The following is an 18,306-nucleotide window of genomic DNA, read 5'->3' on the forward strand; positions in this document are numbered from 1 at the left end:
TCTCACGCAGCAATGCAGCTTTCGAAACCTTCGCGGATTATCTTTTCCGGCAATTCGCGGCCGATGAAGACGACGCGACTTTCGCGCGGCTCGCCTTCCTTCCACCTCCGCTGATGATCGCCTTCCAGCATCATGTGTACACCCTGGAACACATAACGGTCGTCGTCGTCAGTGAAGGAGAGGATGCCCTTCGAGCGCAGGATCTTCTGGCCCTCGGTCGCGACGAGGTTTTGCAGCCACGGCATAAATTTGGTCGGGTCGAGCGGCTTGTCCGACCGCAGCGACAGCGATTGCATATCCTCGTCGTGGTAGTGCTTCAATCCGCCATGGCTGTGGCTGTGATCGCGATGGTGATCATGGCCATGATGGTGATGATCGTCGCCGGCATCGAGGAATTCCGGCTCGATCTCCAGAATGCGATCGAGATCGAACGCACCGCGTTCCAGCACGTCTGATAGTGCGACCTTGCATCGCTCGGTGCGGTGCAGCTTTGCATACGGATTGATGCCGCGGATCCGCGCCTCGACCTCGGCCAGCTCCGGCCTGGAGACGAGATCGGTCTTGTTCAGCACGATGACGTCGGCGAAGGCGATCTGGTTCTTGGCTTCCGGCGCATCCTTGAGACGATCGCTCAGCCATTTGGCGTCGGCCACCGTCACGACCGCATCGAGCCGCGCGTTCCTCTGCACGTCTTCGTCGACGAAGAAGGTCTGCGCTACCGGTGCCGGATCGGCCAGGCCGGTGGTCTCGACGATGATGGCGTCGAACTTGCCCTTGCGCTTCATCAGGCCGTCCATGATGCGGACGAGGTCGCCGCGCACGGTGCAGCAGACGCAGCCATTGTTCATTTCGAATACTTCTTCGTCGGCGCCGATGATGAGATCGTTGTCGATGCCGATCTCGCCGAATTCGTTGACAATGACGGCGTATTTCTTGCCGTGGTTTTCCGACAGGATGCGGTTGAGCAGCGTGGTCTTGCCGGCGCCGAGATAACCCGTCAGCACGGTCACTGGAATTTTCTGGGACGAAAGTTCAGACATAATGGCTCCGGAGCGGAAATGGTTTTGCGCACCGGCAGCAGGGAGGCCCCTGCCCTATGGGCTCAGCGCGCTGGTCAGGGCCTTTATATTGTGCCTGACCATCGCAATGTAAGTGGGAGAATCGCCCTTTTCGCCGGTCAAGCTGTCGGAATAGAGCGTTCCGCCGACCTTGGCGCCGGTCTCGGCCGATATCCGGTTCATCAGGCGGGGATCGCTGATGTTTTCGAGAAAAACTGCCGGTATTTTGGCCGCCCTGATCTGGGTGATGATCTTTGCGACATCGCGGGCACTGGCCTCGGATTCGGTCGATACACCGACCGGCGCAATGAATTCGATGCCATAGGCAGCGGCGAAATAACCGAACGCGCCATGGGTCGAGATCACCTTGCGGCGCCCTTCCGGAATTTTGGCGATCGCCTCGCGCACCTCGCGGTCCAACGCGTCGAGCTGCGCCAGATAGGCGCTGGCGTTGGACTTGAAGGTTTCGGCACTGGCGGAATCGGCGGCCACCAGCGCGTCGCGGATATTGGCGACGTAGATCTTGGCGTTGGCGACGGATTGCCAGGCATGCGGATCAGCTTCCGAGCCGAGCTTGAGCGGCGTAACACCGGTAGTCGTAGTTACGACGGTCGCCTTTCCGCCGGCGGATTTGACGAGCCGCGATAACCAGCCCTCGAACCCAAGACCATTGACGAACACAAGCTTTGCACCCGCAACCCGTTTGGCGTCCGAGGGCGCCGGCACATAAACATGCGCATCGCTGTCGGGCCCGACCAGTGTGGTGACCTCGACGCGATCGCCGCCGACCTGGCGGACGAAATCGCCGATGATCGAGAAGCTCGCGACGACATTGAGGCGATCCGCGGCGCGGGCCGGGCCGACGACCGCGAGCATGGCGAGAGCGATGAACAAGAGCCGGATCATGACTACGCCTCGAGATGCCGGCCGGGAAACATCTGCCGGACCAGACCACTGACAGGGCCGAACAACAGCGACACCACATACAGCACCGCGGCAATCAGAATGACCGCGGGACCGGAGGGAATTTTCGTCTGGAACGACAGCACCAGTCCGGCATAGCCCGAAACAATCGCGCTTGCGACCGCGATGCAGATCATGCCGGTGATGTCGCGCGACCAGAACCGCGCAATGCCGGCGGGCAGGATCATCAGGCCAACGCCGAGCAAGGTGCCGAGCGCGTGAAAGCCGTTGACCAGGTTGATGACGACCAGCGCCAGGAACGCCAGGTGCGCGGGCGCGCCGGCGCGAGAGACGGTGCGCAGGAATAGCGGATCGACGCATTCGATCACGAGGGGACGGTAGATTACCGCCATCACCAAGAGTGTAATCGTGGCGTTGAAGGCGATCACCAGCAGCGTCTGATCATCCATCGCGAGGATGTTGCCGAACAGCACGTGCAGCAAGTCGATATTGGTGCCCTTGATGGAAACGATGGTAACGCCGAGCGCGAGCGACACCAGATAGAAGGTCGCGAGCGAGGCGTCTTCCTTCAGCTCGGTGTTGCGCGCGACGAGGCCGGCGAGCAGTGCGACCGTAAAGCCCGCGATCAATCCGCCCGTCGTCATCGCGAACAGGTTCAGCCCCGAGACCAGGAAGCCGATCGCAGCGCCCGGCAGGATCGCGTGCGCCATGGCGTCACCGACCAGGCTCATCCGCCGCAGCATCAGGAACACGCCGATCGGCGCGGCGCCGAGCGCGAGCGCGATCACGGCGGCGAGCGCGCGGCGCATGAACTCGAATTCGATGAAGGGCGCGAACAGCGCGTCGTACAGCATCAGGCCGCCCGTGATGGCATATCGGCGGCGCAGGCTGCGGCGCTGTCGTCGAAGGCTTCGCACATCTTCATCGCCACCAGCAGGTTTTCCGGTGTCAGCACGTCGGCGGTCGGCCCCCACGCAACCGGCCCGCGCGCCAGCAGCAGGGTTTCGGGGAAGTGGCTTCGCACCATCTCCAGATCGTGCAGCGCCGCCAGGACGGTGCGCCCCTCGCCATGCCAGCGCCTGACCAGCGCGATCAGGTCCGCCGACGTCTTGGCGTCGATGGCGTTGAACGGCTCATCCAAAACGATGAGGCGCGAATCCTGCAGTAGCACCCGCGCAAACAGCATGCGCTGCATCTGGCCGCCGGACAGCGTGCCGATCGAGCGGTTTTCAAAACCGTTGAGCCCGACCGCGGCGAGCGCCGCCAGGATTTTCTCGCGCGCGGCCTTGCCGATGCCGCCGAACGGGCCCGTCGAACGCCACAGGCCGCTGCCGACGAAATCAAACACCGAGATCGGAAAGCTGCGGTCGATGTCGACGCTCTGCGGCAGATAGGCGATGTCCCTGCTATCGAGACCGCCGAGACCAATCGCGCCGGACAGCGGCTTGAGGATGCCGGCCACCCCCCGGAACAGCGTCGACTTGCCGGCGCCGTTCGGCCCGATCACCGCCAGCAGCGCACCTTCCATCACCTCGCCATTGAGGTGGTGCACCGCCGGGTGGCGATCGTAGCCGAGCGTGACGTTTCGGAATTTTATCTGCGCGGTCATGCTCACCTCATCGCCACCAGGACAACGGCCCACAGACCGACGCTGACGGCGAACGCTGCGGCAAGCCGAGCTGACACGGTCATCCGCAGGATCGACCAGGGCGCGGCCTGCGCCGGATGCGGCATCGCCGGACCGTGGCTGTGGGCGTGAGCGTGATGCGCGTCGTCGTGGGAGTGAGCGTGAGGCATGGATGGACGTTATAATATAACATTACGGGAGTCCACGAGGGGCGTGGCCGTAGATCGGTATTCTCAAAGGGCACCGTCTGTCATGCCGCTGCCGCGCCCAGCAATCGAGCTGACCTACGAAGAGGCCGCCAACCGAGGCGACCCCTGTCATAAGGCGTTCAAATAGGTTTGCTTGTGTTTTCGTTCGCCGGCTATGGCCGCTGCCCTGGGGCAGGATGATTAATGTGGCCGGCAGGGCCGCCTGAATTTCAGAGCAAGGCAGGCGGTCCCGCTAAGCCCTCAAGCTTCGAGTGGAAGGCTGGATCGTGAGGCGATAGGCAACGAGCGTGCGGCCGTCTGTTGCCTCCAGCGCCATATCGCAGACGGGACAGCGATACTCGCCCTCGGTCCCTCGTTGTGACGAAAGCTCAAGCCGCCTGAATCCGGCCCCGCAGTTGGAGCAGGTCACGTCGCCCTTCTTCATGTACACCCCTAGATTGGCTGACCCGCCCCAGCGGGGGTCAGTTTTAGCCGATATTCGCGGACAGAACCAGTTCATCATCCGGTGAATTACGGGGTTTCTGCTGATCTATGATTTATGGTTATATCGATAACATCTTGAGCGTGCATTTCACGGCCTCCCGATCACCATCGCGATCGCCGCCGCGAGGAACGGGAACGGCACCGACACCGCGGCACGAAACCAGACGAAGCGCGCCGGCATGAAGGGGATTTCCCAGAGGATCATCCGCTGAAAGGCGAACAGCGCCCAGGCGACGACATAGGCGATCACCTGCGGCGAGCCGCCGCCGACCTTCAACGCCACCGCGCCGATCGAAAAGCCGACCACCGGGCCGCCGGGCGTCGCCGCGCCCGCGATGACAGCGGTCAGAACGCCGAGCCAGCCGCTGTCCGGCCCGAGCCAGCCGGTGATGACTTCCGGTGGGATCACCGCGGCGATGTAGCCCGAGCCGACCACGCCGAGCGCAATGCGCGGCACGATGTTGATGAAGTCCATCGAGCCTTCGCGCACCGACGACACCAGCACGACGCGGCCGCGGCGCCACGCCATGAAGCCGAGAATCGCGACTGAGCCCCACAAGGTGATGTCGATGATCAGCGCCGAGGCGGTCATTCGGACGGCTCGCCCTTCGGATACATCCGCACGAAGATGACGCGGCCGAGCCAGCCGGCCAGTACCGGGATCGGCAGCGAGATCACGATGCGCCACAGCGTGAAGTCGGTGCCGAGAATCGGCAGCTCCCAGGCGACCGCGCGGCCGTAACCGATCAGCGTCCAGCTCACCACCATCGCGATGGTGGCGCCGAAATCGGCACCGACCGTCAGCAATGCCGCTGCCACCGGATAGGCGGTGAAGGGGCCGCCGGGCAGGATCGCGCCAAATGCCGTTCCGATCAAAAGTCCCTTCAGGCCCGATTCCGGGCCGAGCGATCGCGAGACTTTGTCGTGCGGCAGAATTTCCGCGATGAATCCACCGAGCAGGCAGCCGGCCAGCACGCGCGGGATGATTTCGCCGAACAGCCAGAGGTCATGGGTGAGGATATTGAGCACGCCGTCGATGCCGTCGCGCCGCCACACCAGCGCAGCACAGATCGCGACGAGCGCGCCGATCACGATCATCGACCAGCCGACCGGCTTGCGGGCACGCCGTGGCTTCGGCTCGGCGTCGTCGGCTGGCGCCGAGTCCTTTAGCGGAGGTTCTGACAAGGCTGTGGGTTTGGCGGGTGAAGCAGATCCATTCTGCTTAGTCCCGCACGTGTGGCGAAGCAAACGGAAGCTCGCGCGATACCCATGCGCTTCACAGGGGCGCCCATGCGAGGACGTCACGCAGCCCGTGTTCGTACGGGCGATTGGTTCAGGCGAACTGCCGCACCAGTGCAAGACCGCCGAACAGCCCGGCAATCGAGAGCACGACAGAGCCAGCCACGTAAAGCGCCGCGAGCCCAAGCTCGCCGCGCTCGTAGAGCAGCGCGGCATCGAGCGAATAGGCCGAGAACGTGGTGTAGCCGCCGAGGACGCCGGTCATCAAAAACAGCCGCCAGGGCTGCGAGGCCTCGCCCTTGAAGGCGAGATAGCCCGCGATCAGCCCCATCGCGGTCGAGCCGGTGATGTTGATGATGAAGGTGCCCCAGGGAAATCCGGTGCCAAGGCAGCGGGCGCAGGTGAGATTGATGAGATGGCGCAGCGTCGCGCCAAGGCCGCCGCCGAGAAAGACCAAGAGATAGCTCATCGCAGCATTTTCCAGATCAGCATCATCCCGGCAGAGTGCTTGTGCCGCACGGGAGCCCTCCCCGCAAGGATTTGAAGGCACTGCACCAACGAAAAGGGGCGGTAGCCGCACTACCGCCCCATGGATAGCCACTCCGCTATCATTCCGGGGCGATGCGTCAGCATCGAACCCGGAATGACGATGTTAGACTTCAGGCTCCGGCCTTGCCGAACAGCTCGTCGACGTAGTCCCAGTTGATCAAATTATCGCAGAACGCCTTTAGATAATCGGGACGGCGATTGCGATAGTCGATGTAATAGGAGTGCTCCCAGACGTCGCAGCCGAGAATCGGCGTCGCGCCGTAGACCAGCGGGCTCTCGCCATTCGCGGTCTTGGAGATTTCGAGCTTGCCGTTCTTGACCGACAGCCAGCACCAGCCGGAGCCGAACTGGCCGACGCCGGCGGCGGCGAAATCGGCCTTGAACTTGTCGAGCCCGCCGAGGTCCTCGGTGATCTTCTTCTCCAGGCGGCCGGGCAGCTTACTGCCGCCGCCATTCGGCTTCATCCAGTTCCAGAAATGCAGGTGGTTGTAATGCTGGCCGGCATTGTTGAACACGGCCGGATTCTTGCCGAACGAACCCTTGACGATCTCCTCCAGGGACTTGCCTTCGAATTCAGTCCCCTTGATCGCGTTGTTTCCGTTGGTCACGTAAGCCTGGTGATGCTTGTCGTGGTGGTATTCCAGCGTTTCCTTGGACATGTGAGGCGCAAGGGCGTCGTGGGAATAGGGAAGATTGGGCAGCGTGAAGGTCATGGGGTGATGTCCGAACTGATGGGAGACGTGGTCTGGTCTAACGGGAACTCTTATAGAAGGTTCCATTGCGCATAAACACCGCAATTTGGCAAGAACGGCAGCGGCTTCCGGTAACGCCGCTCCGCGTCCCGCGTATGACGGGCATGGCAGCCGCAAGCATCCGCGCTGTATGGTGATGAAATGAGCATCGAGATCGACGTCCTGAACGGGGACTCCTCATGGCCGCGGGCTGAACCGCTGATGCAGGCGGTATGGCCACGCCATGTCGTAGAAAAATTGTCCTGGGGCCACGTCAAATGGGCCGACGCCGATCTGCGCGTGCTGATTGACGCACCCGAGGATACGGAGCGGCCGGGCCTGGCCTGCCATGTCGGCATCTATTTCCGCACCGCGACCTGGGACGGGCACAAGGTCCAGATCGGCGGCATCGGCGGCGTCTCGACGCGGGAGGATTGCCGGGGACGCGGCTATGCCACGCTGGCGCTCAACGCCGCGATCAGGACGCTGCGCGACCACGAAGCGGTGCGGTTCGCAATGTTATTTTGCGAGCCGCACAATGAAGCATTCTATCAGGCGCGCGGCTGGCATGCGTTCAACGGCGAGGTCTATGCCGAGCAGCCGGAGGGAAGAATTCGCTTCGAGGCCATGGCACCATACGTGTTCGATTTCACCCGCAAGCCGCGCGATGGAATAATCGACCTATGCGGCCTCCCGTGGTGACCCCTGCACCAGCGCGGGTGGCTTGCGCCAGTCAAGGCCAATAACATTTCATCCGTAATCTAATTCGATTTGGATCACCGGTGACGCATGACCATTGACGCCCCGCTCGACATGCGTCCCGCTGCCGCCGTTCCGCCCGCGCCGACCAACGCGCTGCTCACCTCGCCGATCCTGCCGACGCTATTGAAGCTCGCGCTTCCCAACGCGATCGCCATGGTCGGCACGACGCTGGTGGCGGTCGCCGAGACTGCCTATATCGGCCGGCTCGGCACCGAGCCGCTCGCCGGGATAGCGCTGGTGTTTCCCTTCGTCATGCTGACGCAGATGATGTCGGCGGGCGCGATGGGCGGCGGCGTTTCCTCCGCCATCAGCCGCGCGCTCGGCGCCGGCGACCGCGACCGTGCGGCGACATTGGCCCTGCATGCGGCGATGATCGGCGCCTGCGCCGGAATCTTTTTCACGGTGATGATGCTGGCATTCGGCCGCGCGTTTTACACGCTGCTCGGCGGCCGCGGCGGCGTGCTCGAACAGGCCATGCAATATTCGCACGTGCTGTTCTCCGGCGCGATCGCGATCTGGCTGGTCAACACGCTGGCTTCGGTGGTGCGTGGCACCGGCGACATGCGGATTCCGTCGGTGACACTGATCGGCACCGCGCTGGTGCAGATTGCGGTCGGCGGCGCGCTGGGCCTCGGGCTGTTCGGCCTGCCGAAATTCGGCATGGGCGGCGTCGCCGCGGGCCAGTTCACCGCTTTCACGCTCGGCGCGATGTTTCTTGCCTGGTATCTCGTCAGCGGCCGCAGCCGGCTGACGCTGAACTTCGCGGGCTTCAAATTCCAGCGCGCCATGTTCTTCGACATTCTCAGGGTCGGCGCGGTGTCCTGCCTGGCGCCGCTGCAAACCGTGCTGACGGTGCTGATCTTCACCAAGATCCTGGCGGGCTATGGCACCGAGACGTTGGCCGGCTACGGCATGGGCTCGCGGCTGGAATTCTTGCTCACGCCGATCGCCTTTGCGTTCGGCGTCGCCTCGGTGCCGATGGTCGGCATGGCCATGGGCGCGGGCCTCGTGACGCGCGCGCGCCAGGTGGCCTGGATCGCCGGCGCGGCGGCCGGTATCACCGTGGGCGCCATTGGGTTGATCGTCGCGGCAAAACCGTCGCTCTGGATTTCGATGTTCACCAGCGATCCCGGCGTTACGGCCGCAGCCCACGCCTATTTCACCTGGGCAGGCCCGGCGTTCGCCTTCTTCGGCCTCGGCGTGTGCCTCTATTTCTCTTCGCAGGGTGCCGCAAAGGTCGGCGGTCCCGTGATGGCCGGCACCGCAAGATTGCTGATGGTCGGAGGCGGCGGCTGGTGGTTGGCCTCCAGGGGCGCGCCGGCATCAGCCTTGTTCGCACTGGTCGGCGCAGCGATGGTCGTTTACGGCCTCGGCACGGCGCTGTCGATCCGTCTGACCCGCTGGGGCAAATGATAACGACAAGTTGCAATCAATCCGACGTTGCACAAATCTGATTTGTTGCTATGCAGGCCTGCTTTTTTCAGAGGAATGATTCATGGCTTGCAGAACGGCTCTCTTCATCGCGATCTCAGCGGCATTGCTGGTCGCGCCATCCGCCTTCGCGCAAGGAGCGGGCGAACCGACCGGCGTCTGGCTGACGCAGGCGGGCGATGCCAGGGTGAAGATCAGCAAATGCGGCGGTGGAATTTGCGGCGTGATCGTCGGGCTGAAGGAGCCGATCGACCCGGCCACCGGCAAGCCCCAAGTCGATGACAAGAATCCGAACCCGGCCCTGAAGCGGCGGCCGATGATCGGCCTTCCCCTGTTCAGCGGCATGAGCCCCAGCGGTCCCAACAAATGGTCGGGCCAGATCTACAATGCCGACGACGGAGGCACCTACGCCAGCAGCGTCTCGGTGACGGGCGCAGACACGCTGAAGGTCGAAGGCTGCGTCGGCGCGCTCTGCGGCGGCGAGAACTGGACGCGCGTGGGGCGGTGAACTGGATACGTTGATACTGTCGATGCGGCGGCGCGAGCCCGCACCCTAGCCCTCCCCCGCAAGTGCGGGAGAGCGAACGCATCTCGCTCGCGGCGACGGCTCTCTCCAAGCAACGACTAGACTCCCTCTCCCGCTTGCGGGGGAGGGCTGGGGTGGGGGTGCTTCCGCATATTCGATCGCAGATGGCGAGCGCGGTTCTCCTACGCCGCCATCGCTTTCAGCGCTGACGCCGCCGACGCGTAGCCGCCGCGGGCGCCGTCGATGAAGTGGACGTGATCGCTGCGCATCACCGAGGGCGCGAAGCAGGTCATCATCGCGGCGTCCTGCCGGTGCAGGCCGTAGCGCACGATCTTGGCTGAAGCCGCCTTTGCCAGAAGCTCCGTCAGCGCCTGCTCCAGCTCTTCCGTGCAGTCGAGGATCATCCGCAGGCCGTCGTCATATTTGCGGAAGTCGGAATTCTCCACCACCTGCTTCACGTAGTTCTTCGGCACGAAATTGCCTACCTTGATGCCGAATCGCATCACCACGTAAGCCCACAGCGTGAAGGCAAGCACGACGGTGCGTCGCTTCAACAGGGGGCCGCCGCGCGCGGCGCGCGCCTCATATTCAACGCCGGCCGGCGGCCAGCGCAGCGGCGGCCCATCTGGTGGCACCGGCCGGCCCGCATCCGGGCTCTGCTCGACCAGCTTGATGACATCCTCGATCACTTTGCGGAAGGCCTGCGGATCGGCGCCCTTGGTCGGCACTACCAGCACTGACAGAATGAGCCCGCGAGAGGAGGGAATTTCCTCGAACCGGCACGACAGCCCGGACAGATCGGGCTGCGTTCCCGGCTTCGCCGGCGGGACGGCGAATTCGCCCCGCTTCATCGCGGCATCCGCCCATCCCAGCCCGCCGCCGGAAAACATCGCATAGGACAGATTGGACGACGGCCCGAAGCGGGCGACTTTGATATCGAGGCCCTGCGCGCGGATATCCTTCACCGGCACCAGCGCCACCCGCATCACCAGATCGAGATCAGACCTGACCCAGGCCGCGGTCGCCGCCAGCGCTTCGCGCGCGTGTAAAAGATCGGCCGGCGCCACCGCAAAGCTCGCACCATCGCCGCCGAACACGAACGGAAATTCGCGCCCGCCGAGCGCGTTGGTGACGGCCGCGATCACGGCGGCGCCGGCCATGTTGACCGCCTTGTAGCGCTGATTGGCGATCGCCTTTGTGGATTCGACGATGTCGGCGACACCGACGGCCCAGTTGTCCGGCAACGGCGTATACAGCGCCGGGTCCATCAGGCTGCCGAAGCCACGAAAGACCGGGATCGCGCCGTAGAAAATGTCGGTGCCGTCAGGCGTCGTCATGGCGGTGCCAAGTATTCCGGTTCACGAACCTCTCACAGATACGGCCAGTTTTGGAATCCGGTTCAGGCGCGCGGCAGAACGTCCTACCCTTTCGCGATCCCGCGCAGCACCAACTGGTTTAGCCGGTTGGCAAACGCCGCCGGATCTTCCGGCAATTCGCCGTCGAGGATTTGCGCCTGCTCCAGCAGCAGGAAGGACAGATCCCTGGCCGCGTCCTTGTCACCGGCGATTGCCGTGACCAGGGGATGGCGCATGTTGATCTCGAGGATCGGCTTGGTGGTCGGCCCCTTGTTCTGCATTGCCAGCAGCCGCTCGAGCATGCGGTCCTGCGCGCCGCCGCCGGCGACGAGGCACGATGCGCTCGAGGTCAACCGCTGCGAGGCGCGCACGTCGGAGACGCGTTCGCCGAGCGCGTCCTTGATCAGCGCGATCGTCGTGGCTTCATCGGCGCCGGCTTCGTCCTTCTTGTCCTCAGCCTTTTCATCCAACAGCGGGATCAGTCCGAAATCGATATCGCCCTGGCTTAAGGACTTCAGCGGCTTGCCGCCGAAATCGAGCGACGCGGAGGTCCAGAACGCGTCGACCGGATCGGTCAGCAGCAGCACCTCGATGCCGCGGGCGGTTGCGGACTCGAGCTTCGGATTCGACTTCAGCCGTTCGACGCTCTCGCCGGTGAGATAATAGATGTCGGTCTGGTTCGGCCTGAGATCCTCGACATATTGCTTGAGCGAACGCTTCTCGCCCTTTGTCGTGGTGAAGCGCGACAATGCGAGCAGCTTCTCGCGGCGCTCAAAGTCCTCCCAGATGCCTTCCTTGATCACGGGCCCGAACGCATCCCAGATTTTTGCGAACGCTTCCGGCTCCTTTTCGCCGAGGCTTTCCAGCTCCGATATCACGCGGCCGGTGACGGCTTTTCGAATTTGCGCGAGTTGCGGATTGTTTTGCAGCATCTCGCGCGAGATGTTGAGCGGCAAATCCTCGCTGTCGATCACGCCGCGGATGAAGCGCAAATAGGCCGGCAACAGTTCTGCATCGTCGGCGATGAAGACGCGGCGGACATAAAGCTTGACCTTGCCCTTGCGCGCCTGGTCGAACAGGTCGAACGGTTTTGTCGACGGCGCAAACAGCAACACCGCGTAGGACTGCCGGCCCTCGGCGCGATAATGCAGCGTCATTGCCGGTTCGTCGAATGCGCCGGCGACCTGCTGATAGGCCTGCTTGTAGTCCTCCGGCTTGAGCTCCGACTTCGGCCGCTGCCATAGCGCGCTGGCCGAATTGATCTGGCGCGGCTCGCCCTCCTCCGGCACCAGTTCGATCGGAAACTGGATGTTGTCGGACCAGGCGCGGACGATGCGTTCGATCTCGTAGGTCTCGAGATATTTCGCGGCTTCCTTTTTCAGGTGCAAGACGATCTCGGTGCCGCGGGTGACGCGCTTGGCATCCTCGTCGCTGGCAGCAGCTATTTCAAATCCGCTGCCGCCGGAAGACGACCAGACGAAGACCTGATCGGAACCGGCGCGACGGCTGGTGACGACGATGCGCTCGGCAACCATGAAGGCCGAATAGAAGCCGACGCCGAACTGGCCGATCAGATTGGCGCCGTCTTTGGCCTCGGTGAGGCGGGAGAGAAACGACTTGGTGCCGGAGCGCGCGATGGTGCCGAGATTGTCGATCAGCTCCTGGCGGTCCATGCCGATGCCGCTGTCGATGACGCTAAGCGTATTGGCCTTCTTGTTCGGCGCGATGCGGATCTTGGGCGGCGCGCCATCGGCGATCAGCTCGGGCGCGGATATCGCCTCATAGCGAAGCTTGTCGCAGGCGTCAGACGCATTCGAGATCAGCTCGCGCAGGAAGATGTCGGTCTCCGAATAGACCGAGTGCACCATCAGATTCAGAAGCTCGGCGACCTCGGCCTGGAACGGCTGGGATTCGGGGGCAGTGGTGGTCGTCATGCAGGGGCTCACCGGAAAACGAGGTGGGTAGGAAAGCCCTGATATAGCGATACCATCTGGGGTGGCAAGGTTTGGGCCCTGCCGCAACCCGATAGGCCCCCTTACCGCTCCACGAAAGCGCGCTGGAACTGATCCAGAATCGGCTTGGACAGGTAGCTGAGCATGGTCCGGCTGCCGGTCTGCATGAACACTTCCGCCGGCATGCCCGAGCTGAGCTGCAGCCCGGCGAGGCGGCGGCGCTCCTCTTCCGGCAGCATGATCCGGACCGTGAAATAGGACGTGCCGGTCTGCTGGTCGCGGGTGGTGTCGGGCGAGACATACGACACCTGACCGATCAATTGCGGCGTCACCCGCTGGTTGAAGGCCGAGAAGCGGACAAAAGCCTGCTGGCCCTTGCGCACCTGATCGATATCGTTCGGCTGCAACCGCGCCTCGATCTGCAGATCGTCGGAATCCGGCACCACTTCCATGACGGTGTCGCCGCCGCGAATGACGCCGCCGATGGTGTGTGCGGTGAGCTGATGAATCACGCCCGACGTCGGCGCGCGCATCTCGATGCGCTCGAGCACGTCGCGCGCCGCGATGCTTCGCTCGCTGAGTTCAGCTTCCTTGCCCTGCGCCTCGCCGAGTTCCTTGACGACTTCGGTGCGGACATCCTGGTCGAGCCTGACCATCTGAAGCTTCGCCTCGTCGATCTTGTTTTTGGTCTCGGCGATCGTGGAGAGCAGCTGGCCGCGTTCGCCTTCGATTCTCGCGCTCTCGCGCTGCAGGGTCGTAAGCCGCGCCAGCGGTACCAGACGCTTGTCGAAGAGGTCCTGAACGCCGGTGAGTTCGCCGGTGATCAGTTCCAGCTGCTTGGCCTTGGACGCGACCTGCGCGTCGAGGCCGACGATCTCGTCACCAAGCTGCGTTACCTTGCTCTGCAACAGCTCCCTCTGGCTCTCGCGCGCCGTCACCCGCGCCCTGAACAGCGAAGCCTCCGAGGCCAGCAGCGTTTTGACGCCGGGATCATCAAGCCGCGCCGACATCTCGGCCGGTATCGCCGGCCGGGGCAGACCGTCGCGCTCGGCGACCAGCCGCGCGATCTTCGCCCGCATTTCATCGAGCTGCTTACTCACCACCTGCAGGCTGGCTTGCGCCTGCGTCGAATCCAGCCGCAGCAACAGATCGCCGGCGTTGACCCGCATGCCATTGTGGACCGGAATCTGCGCGACCACGCCGCCGGTCGGATGCTGGATAGTCTTGACGTTGGACTGCACCACCAGATTGCCCGGCACCACGACCGCGCCCGACAACGGCACGAATACCATCCAACCGCCGGCCAACCCGCCGACGACGAGCAGCGCCCGCAAGCCCGTGCGCAATTCACGCTCGAAGGCGCGCCCAGCCCGCAGCACGATACTCTCGCCCGGCGCGCCCGCCACATCCGCCGATGCATCGCGGTTGGCAAAGAATGCGACCCCTGCGGTCAGGCCGTTGCGGACAACCTGCGTTACGGAGCGCTCGCGCGGCACCGGCCCTGCCGGGCTCGGCGGCGCCAATTGGGGCGCCTCGATGCGAGGCGGCTCCCGCCTGTCGTCGATCTGCAAAAGCTCCGGCCTGAACGTCGGCACGTACATCAGCGACGGATCGTCGGGCGCGATGATCGGACCGCGCGCGTGTCGTTCGTTCAGTCGTGAATTGCCGCGCACGCTTGCCGCCGGTGGCGGGGCCATGAGTTGCGGCTCACGCGCGACGCGGCCACGGCGCGGCGGCGGCTCGCCGTCAAAATCGTCGGACTGGGATCCGAAGGGGCCGAGCCAATCCAGCACCCTGCCCATCTTGCTCTTTTTTTTCGGCCGCTTCGGCCGGGCCGGACGCGGCCGCCGCGGAGCCGGACTTTCGTCATTCGCCGGACGGCGAAGCGGCGGCCGCTGTCCTTGCAGATTGTCCTGCTCGAAAGCCTGCCGCAATCGCTGGAGTTCGAGGATCAGCGCCTGGCCCTGCGGCGCCACGACGTCCTCATCCGTTCCGCCGACCCGGCGTCGCGCAATTCTTTCATCGGTATGCATGTGATCGAAATTCTTCATGATGGAACACTCTCGGCAAGTGATGCGCGCTGATCCGCCTTTGCCTGCGGTGGGGCTGGCGGCGCCCCTGGCGCCCCCTTGCCGTTCGCGTTGCGGACGCGCGCGAAGACTTCTTCGCGCGGGCCGAACGCGATCGCCTTGCCCTCATAGAGCACCATCGTCATGTCAAGCGCGGAAAGCGCGCTCGGGCGGTGCGAGATGACGACGACGATGGATTTGTTCTGGCGCATGATGGCGATGGCGTGGGTTAGGGCGTTCTCACCGTCGGCATCCAGATTGGCGTTGGGCTCGTCGAGAACGATCAGAAAAGGATCGCCGAACACCGCCCGCGCCAGGCCAACGCGCTGCTTCTGTCCAGCCGAGAGCGAGATGCCGCCCGCCCCTATTCGCGTCGCATAACCCTCCGGCAGGCGCAGGATGATGTCATGAACGCCGGCGATCTGGGCGGCCTTGAGGATGGCGTCGGAAGTTGCGTGTTCGTCGAAACGGCAGATGTTCTCCGCTACGGTGCCGTCAAACAGGCCGACGTCCTGCGGCAGATAGCCGATATGCCGGCCGAGATCCTCGTTGCGCCATTGATCGAGGGAGGCGCCATCAAGCCGCACCGCGCCGCGATGCGCCGGCCAGATTCCAACCAGCGCCTTGGAAAGCGAAGTCTTGCCCGACGCGCTGGCGCCCAGCAGCGCCAGCCCCGCGCCGGCCTTGAGCGAAAACGTGACACCAGACACGATCGGCATGTCGAAACCGGGGGCTGCCACCGCGAGGTTCTGCACCGACAATTCGCGGCAGGGACGCGGCAGCATGACCGGCGGCGCCGGCGGCGGCGCGGTCGCCTTGCAGATGTCGCGCAGACGGGCGAGGCCCTGGCGTGCGGCTGCCAGTTGCTTCCAGGTACCGAGCGCGATTTCGACAGGTGCAAGCGCGCGCCCCATCAGGATCGATGACGCGATCATGACGCCGCCGGATGCCTTGTCGACTACGACAAGATAGGCGCCGATACCGAGCATTCCCGACTGCAGAATGTAGCGCAGCACCTTCGCGGCCGAGCCGAGATTGGCATAGACGTCGGTCGCGCGGATGTTTTCCTGTAGGTAGCGCTCGTTGGCTTGCGACCAGCGCGCCGTCAACCGGTCCGTCATGCCGAGCGCGCGGACGATTTCCGCGTTGCGCTGGGTCGCATCCGCCAGCACCTGGCGCTGCGCGTTCATGTCCATCGCCGCCTTGGTCGAATTGCGCGAGATCCGCTCGGTCAGCAAGGTCATCGCAATGATCGCCGCAGTACCAAGCAGCGCCGTGAAGCCGATCGCAGGGTGAAACAGAAACAGTCCGATCAGAAAGACCGGGATCCACGGCATGTCCAGAAATGCCGTCGGGCCCATGCCTGACATGAAAGTGCGTACCTGGTCGAGATCGCGCAGCGGCTGCTGCATCAGGACCGGCTTGACGCCGCGCAGCGGCAAGGTGGCGAGCGCCGAATGGATCGAGCCCTGCAGGCCGGCATCGAACAGCGTTGCGATCCGGCACAGCATCCGCGACCGCATCGCGTCGAAATATCCCTGTACCAGATAGGCGAATAGCACCATCAGCGACAGGCCGAACAGGGTCGCGAGGTTACGGCTCGGAATCACCCGATCGTACACCTGCAACATATAGAGTGGGCCCGACAACATCAGGATGTTGATGACGCCACTGAATACAGCGACGCCGATCATGCGGCGCGCACTGGCGCGCAGCGCGTTGGTGACGGGATCATCGCCGGCCAGCGTCGAACGCAGGCCCGAAACAGCGCGGAGCGCCGACGCGGCCCGCGCTCGGTCCTGTGTCTGGCCCTGAGCGATACTCATTGAACTGCCCTTCGACCCGCCCCATCGGGTCTCCCTGCAGGTCTCCTTGACGCGCGATGCGGACCATTTTTCGGCGAGAATGCGACGAATGCCGATTGTTCAAGTTCGCTCGTGGGTAGAACGATGGCAAAGGCGTTTGTCGCCGATACGGCGTGCACGCTTCCGGCTGAGATTCCGGCACCGAAGGTCCGACGCGCCAGACAAGGGCCGCGATGTGCTTCTCGCCCGCGCTCCATTCGCCGTTTTCCGGCGCGGCGCGCGTCACGGATTCGTCCGTCTATCACCTTGCTTCGGCGCTCATTGGTCGCTGTGTCGGCCGAAAGACGCCACGAAGCTAAATGATCCTTCACTATGCACGACGTCCCGCCCCCTGGCGGATGGCCGCGCCTATGCATCACGGATTCGATTGGACAACAGGGGACGAACAATGGCTCGCTTGGCTCACGGGGATCAGCCCGACGCTGATCTCGATCTTCCGATCGATGAAACCGCCAGCCCGCCAGTCGCTCCGGCTTTGCAGTCCACGACACCGCCGGATGAAACACCGCCGGCCAGCCAAGCGACGTCACGGCCTGTCGGTTCGAATTTCTCTGACCTCGGCTCAACCTTCAACGGCATGGCTCGGGCGCCGGTGGATGCCCCGCAGCAAAGCGCAATCGGCAATGGCAGCCAGGCAGCCGGCAGCATTGTACACCACACCAACGATCTCACCGCGGTGCAGAACAATCTGCTGGCCGAACTCACTACAGGCCAGTTTTCCGGCGCCGCGCTCGGCCACGTTCAGGCGATCCTGTCCGACATCACCAGCGCCATTTCGGCTGCCAACGCCTCGGCGATCTCGGCAGGCTCGTTCGGCAACGCCGCCGGCGCAGAACAAACGCTTCGCGCCAGCCAACTCAGCGTCATCAATGCCGTCAGTACCGATCCCGTGCTGGCTAATCCGGCGCCGGCCGCGCCGCTGCCCACCGGCACCACGGCCACCGCGCCTCACAATCTCGCGGAGATCGGCGCGATCTTCGACGACGTGGCCAGTCAGATCCTCGGCGGGGTCAATGACGATAACCGGGCGCAGATCACCGATGACATCAATGCTGTGATATCGGACATGCAGGCGCTGATGACCGCCAACCCCGAACTGTTCGACGGGCTGACCGGCGTCCATGCCGATGAGATCGTGCAGCAACTCCAACTCGAGCTCGTCTATATCAACGACCCCGCTATAAGCCCCACGGCGGCACAGGCCAGCGTGGACAACATCCTCGACATCATCGACATCATCCAGAGCGATGCCAATCTGGCTGATATGACAACGCAAGGCGGCATCAGCGGCTTTTCGCCGCTTCCGGATGCTACCGATCCGGCGGCAATGGCCGCGGTAGCTGCCCCGGACGTGCAACAAGTCGCAGCCCCCACCATCAGCGGCGAGCCGGTGATGGTTGCGAGTGCCGACGTCGCCATCGGCGGCGTGGACCAAGCCCATTCGGACATGCCCGAACTGGCACATCATTTACATCACATGTGGGGATAGCGGCGCGCGGCGCGACCTCCGGCGCCCTCGACACGTC

The 18,306-nt window shown here is 63.9% G+C and carries 17 protein-coding genes; 4 read left to right on the top strand and 13 right to left on the bottom strand.

Annotated elements, in window-relative coordinates:
* Positions 1 to 2: 2 nt before the first annotated feature.
* The 9 genes from IVA95_RS10565 to IVA95_RS10610 all read right to left on the bottom strand — a co-directional run bounded on the left by IVA95_RS10565 (position 3) and on the right by IVA95_RS10610 (position 6,802).
* Positions 3 to 1,040, bottom strand: coding sequence for a GTP-binding protein (locus IVA95_RS10565; protein WP_247510416.1), 1,038 nt, complete (start codon positions 1,038 to 1,040; stop codon positions 3 to 5).
* A gap of 54 nt (positions 1,041 to 1,094) precedes the next feature.
* Positions 1,095 to 1,964 (bottom strand): metal ABC transporter substrate-binding protein, encoded by an 870-nt coding sequence (locus IVA95_RS10570; RefSeq protein WP_247510417.1) that lies wholly within the window; start codon positions 1,962 to 1,964, stop codon positions 1,095 to 1,097.
* Between the two features lie 2 nt (positions 1,965 to 1,966).
* Entirely contained in the window at positions 1,967 to 2,836 is an 870-nt protein-coding gene (locus IVA95_RS10575) for a metal ABC transporter permease (RefSeq protein ID WP_247510418.1), read from the bottom strand.
* On the bottom strand, positions 2,836 to 3,591 hold the full coding sequence (locus tag IVA95_RS10580) for an ABC transporter ATP-binding protein (RefSeq protein ID WP_247510419.1): 756 nt from the start codon (positions 3,589 to 3,591) through the stop codon (positions 2,836 to 2,838). The genes IVA95_RS10575 and IVA95_RS10580 overlap by 1 nt, the downstream gene beginning before the upstream one ends.
* Before the next feature lie 2 nt (positions 3,592 to 3,593).
* Positions 3,594 to 3,779: a hypothetical protein gene (locus tag IVA95_RS10585; RefSeq protein WP_247510420.1), complete on the bottom strand. Its 186-nt coding sequence runs from the start codon at positions 3,777 to 3,779 to the stop codon at positions 3,594 to 3,596.
* A 610-nt stretch (positions 3,780 to 4,389) separates the two neighbouring features.
* Positions 4,390 to 4,893: a permease gene (locus tag IVA95_RS10595; protein ID WP_247510422.1), complete on the bottom strand. Its 504-nt coding sequence runs from the start codon at positions 4,891 to 4,893 to the stop codon at positions 4,390 to 4,392.
* The gene (locus IVA95_RS10600) at positions 4,890 to 5,486 is read right to left on the bottom strand and encodes a permease (protein WP_247510423.1); all 597 of its coding nucleotides are present in this window, start codon (positions 5,484 to 5,486) and stop codon (positions 4,890 to 4,892) included. Before IVA95_RS10600 ends, IVA95_RS10595 begins: the two co-directional genes overlap by 4 nt.
* 148 nt (positions 5,487 to 5,634) lie before the next feature.
* Positions 5,635 to 6,009 (bottom strand): fluoride efflux transporter CrcB, encoded by a 375-nt coding sequence (crcB, locus tag IVA95_RS10605; protein ID WP_247510424.1) that lies wholly within the window; start codon positions 6,007 to 6,009, stop codon positions 5,635 to 5,637.
* A 190-nt stretch (positions 6,010 to 6,199) separates the two neighbouring features.
* The gene (locus IVA95_RS10610; RefSeq protein ID WP_028350505.1) at positions 6,200 to 6,802 is read right to left on the bottom strand and encodes a superoxide dismutase; all 603 of its coding nucleotides are present in this window, start codon (positions 6,800 to 6,802) and stop codon (positions 6,200 to 6,202) included.
* Between the two features lie 180 nt (positions 6,803 to 6,982).
* Here IVA95_RS10610 and IVA95_RS10615 point away from each other — a divergent pair, with 180 nt between their 5' ends.
* The 3 genes from IVA95_RS10615 to IVA95_RS10625 all read left to right on the top strand — a co-directional run bounded on the left by IVA95_RS10615 (position 6,983) and on the right by IVA95_RS10625 (position 9,521).
* Positions 6,983 to 7,522, top strand: a complete 540-nt coding sequence (locus IVA95_RS10615; protein ID WP_247510425.1) for a GNAT family N-acetyltransferase — start codon at positions 6,983 to 6,985, stop codon at positions 7,520 to 7,522.
* Positions 7,523 to 7,609: 87 nt separating this feature from the next.
* Positions 7,610 to 8,995, top strand: a complete 1,386-nt coding sequence (locus IVA95_RS10620; RefSeq protein ID WP_247510426.1) for an MATE family efflux transporter — start codon at positions 7,610 to 7,612, stop codon at positions 8,993 to 8,995.
* Positions 8,996 to 9,077: 82 nt separating this feature from the next.
* Positions 9,078 to 9,521, top strand: a complete 444-nt coding sequence (locus tag IVA95_RS10625; RefSeq protein ID WP_247510427.1) for a DUF2147 domain-containing protein — start codon at positions 9,078 to 9,080, stop codon at positions 9,519 to 9,521.
* Positions 9,522 to 9,721: 200 nt separating this feature from the next.
* Here the strand turns inward: IVA95_RS10625 and IVA95_RS10630 are convergent, their stop codons facing one another.
* The 4 genes from IVA95_RS10630 to IVA95_RS10645 form a co-directional block, all read right to left on the bottom strand.
* Positions 9,722 to 10,876, bottom strand: coding sequence for a DUF3095 domain-containing protein (locus IVA95_RS10630; RefSeq protein ID WP_247510428.1), 1,155 nt, complete (start codon positions 10,874 to 10,876; stop codon positions 9,722 to 9,724).
* An 83-nt stretch (positions 10,877 to 10,959) separates the two neighbouring features.
* On the bottom strand, positions 10,960 to 12,828 hold the full coding sequence (gene htpG / locus IVA95_RS10635; RefSeq protein WP_247510429.1) for a molecular chaperone HtpG: 1,869 nt from the start codon (positions 12,826 to 12,828) through the stop codon (positions 10,960 to 10,962).
* Positions 12,829 to 12,929: 101 nt separating this feature from the next.
* Positions 12,930 to 14,897 (bottom strand): HlyD family type I secretion periplasmic adaptor subunit, encoded by a 1,968-nt coding sequence (locus IVA95_RS10640; RefSeq protein ID WP_247510430.1) that lies wholly within the window; start codon positions 14,895 to 14,897, stop codon positions 12,930 to 12,932.
* Complete coding sequence (locus IVA95_RS10645) at positions 14,894 to 16,609, bottom strand: type I secretion system permease/ATPase (protein WP_247510496.1); 1,716 nt, start codon at positions 16,607 to 16,609, stop codon at positions 14,894 to 14,896. The genes IVA95_RS10640 and IVA95_RS10645 overlap by 4 nt, the downstream gene beginning before the upstream one ends.
* Positions 16,610 to 17,168: 559 nt before the next feature.
* On the opposite strand from IVA95_RS10645, the gene IVA95_RS10650 reads away from it, so the two are divergent.
* Positions 17,169 to 18,269 (top strand): hypothetical protein, encoded by a 1,101-nt coding sequence (locus IVA95_RS10650; protein WP_247510431.1) that lies wholly within the window; start codon positions 17,169 to 17,171, stop codon positions 18,267 to 18,269.
* The last annotated feature ends 37 nt before the right edge of the window (positions 18,270 to 18,306 follow it).

Origin of the sequence: Bradyrhizobium sp. 157 (genome assembly GCF_023073815.1) — a bacterium.
GTDB lineage: Bacteria > Pseudomonadota > Alphaproteobacteria > Rhizobiales > Xanthobacteraceae > Bradyrhizobium.

Coding starts and splice junctions, on each gene's coding strand:
- IVA95_RS10565 (WP_247510416.1), bottom strand. CDS start 1,040: ATGTCTGAACTTTCGTCCCAGAAAATTCCAGTGACCGTGCTGACGGGT.
- IVA95_RS10570 (WP_247510417.1), bottom strand. CDS start 1,964: ATGATCCGGCTCTTGTTCATCGCTCTCGCCATGCTCGCGGTCGTCGGC.
- IVA95_RS10575 (WP_247510418.1), bottom strand. CDS start 2,836: ATGCTGTACGACGCGCTGTTCGCGCCCTTCATCGAATTCGAGTTCATG.
- IVA95_RS10580 (WP_247510419.1), bottom strand. CDS start 3,591: ATGACCGCGCAGATAAAATTCCGAAACGTCACGCTCGGCTACGATCGC.
- IVA95_RS10585 (WP_247510420.1), bottom strand. CDS start 3,779: ATGCCTCACGCTCACTCCCACGACGACGCGCATCACGCTCACGCCCAC.
- IVA95_RS10595 (WP_247510422.1), bottom strand. CDS start 4,893: ATGACCGCCTCGGCGCTGATCATCGACATCACCTTGTGGGGCTCAGTC.
- crcB (WP_247510424.1), bottom strand. CDS start 6,009: ATGAGCTATCTCTTGGTCTTTCTCGGCGGCGGCCTTGGCGCGACGCTG.
- IVA95_RS10610 (WP_028350505.1), bottom strand. CDS start 6,802: ATGACCTTCACGCTGCCCAATCTTCCCTATTCCCACGACGCCCTTGCG.
- IVA95_RS10615 (WP_247510425.1), top strand. CDS start 6,983: ATGAGCATCGAGATCGACGTCCTGAACGGGGACTCCTCATGGCCGCGG.
- IVA95_RS10620 (WP_247510426.1), top strand. CDS start 7,610: ATGACCATTGACGCCCCGCTCGACATGCGTCCCGCTGCCGCCGTTCCG.
- IVA95_RS10625 (WP_247510427.1), top strand. CDS start 9,078: ATGGCTTGCAGAACGGCTCTCTTCATCGCGATCTCAGCGGCATTGCTG.
- IVA95_RS10630 (WP_247510428.1), bottom strand. CDS start 10,876: ATGACGACGCCTGACGGCACCGACATTTTCTACGGCGCGATCCCGGTC.
- htpG (WP_247510429.1), bottom strand. CDS start 12,828: ATGACGACCACCACTGCCCCCGAATCCCAGCCGTTCCAGGCCGAGGTC.
- IVA95_RS10640 (WP_247510430.1), bottom strand. CDS start 14,897: ATGAAGAATTTCGATCACATGCATACCGATGAAAGAATTGCGCGACGC.
- IVA95_RS10645 (WP_247510496.1), bottom strand. CDS start 16,609: ATGATCGGCGTCGCTGTATTCAGTGGCGTCATCAACATCCTGATGTTG.
- IVA95_RS10650 (WP_247510431.1), top strand. CDS start 17,169: ATGGCTCGCTTGGCTCACGGGGATCAGCCCGACGCTGATCTCGATCTT.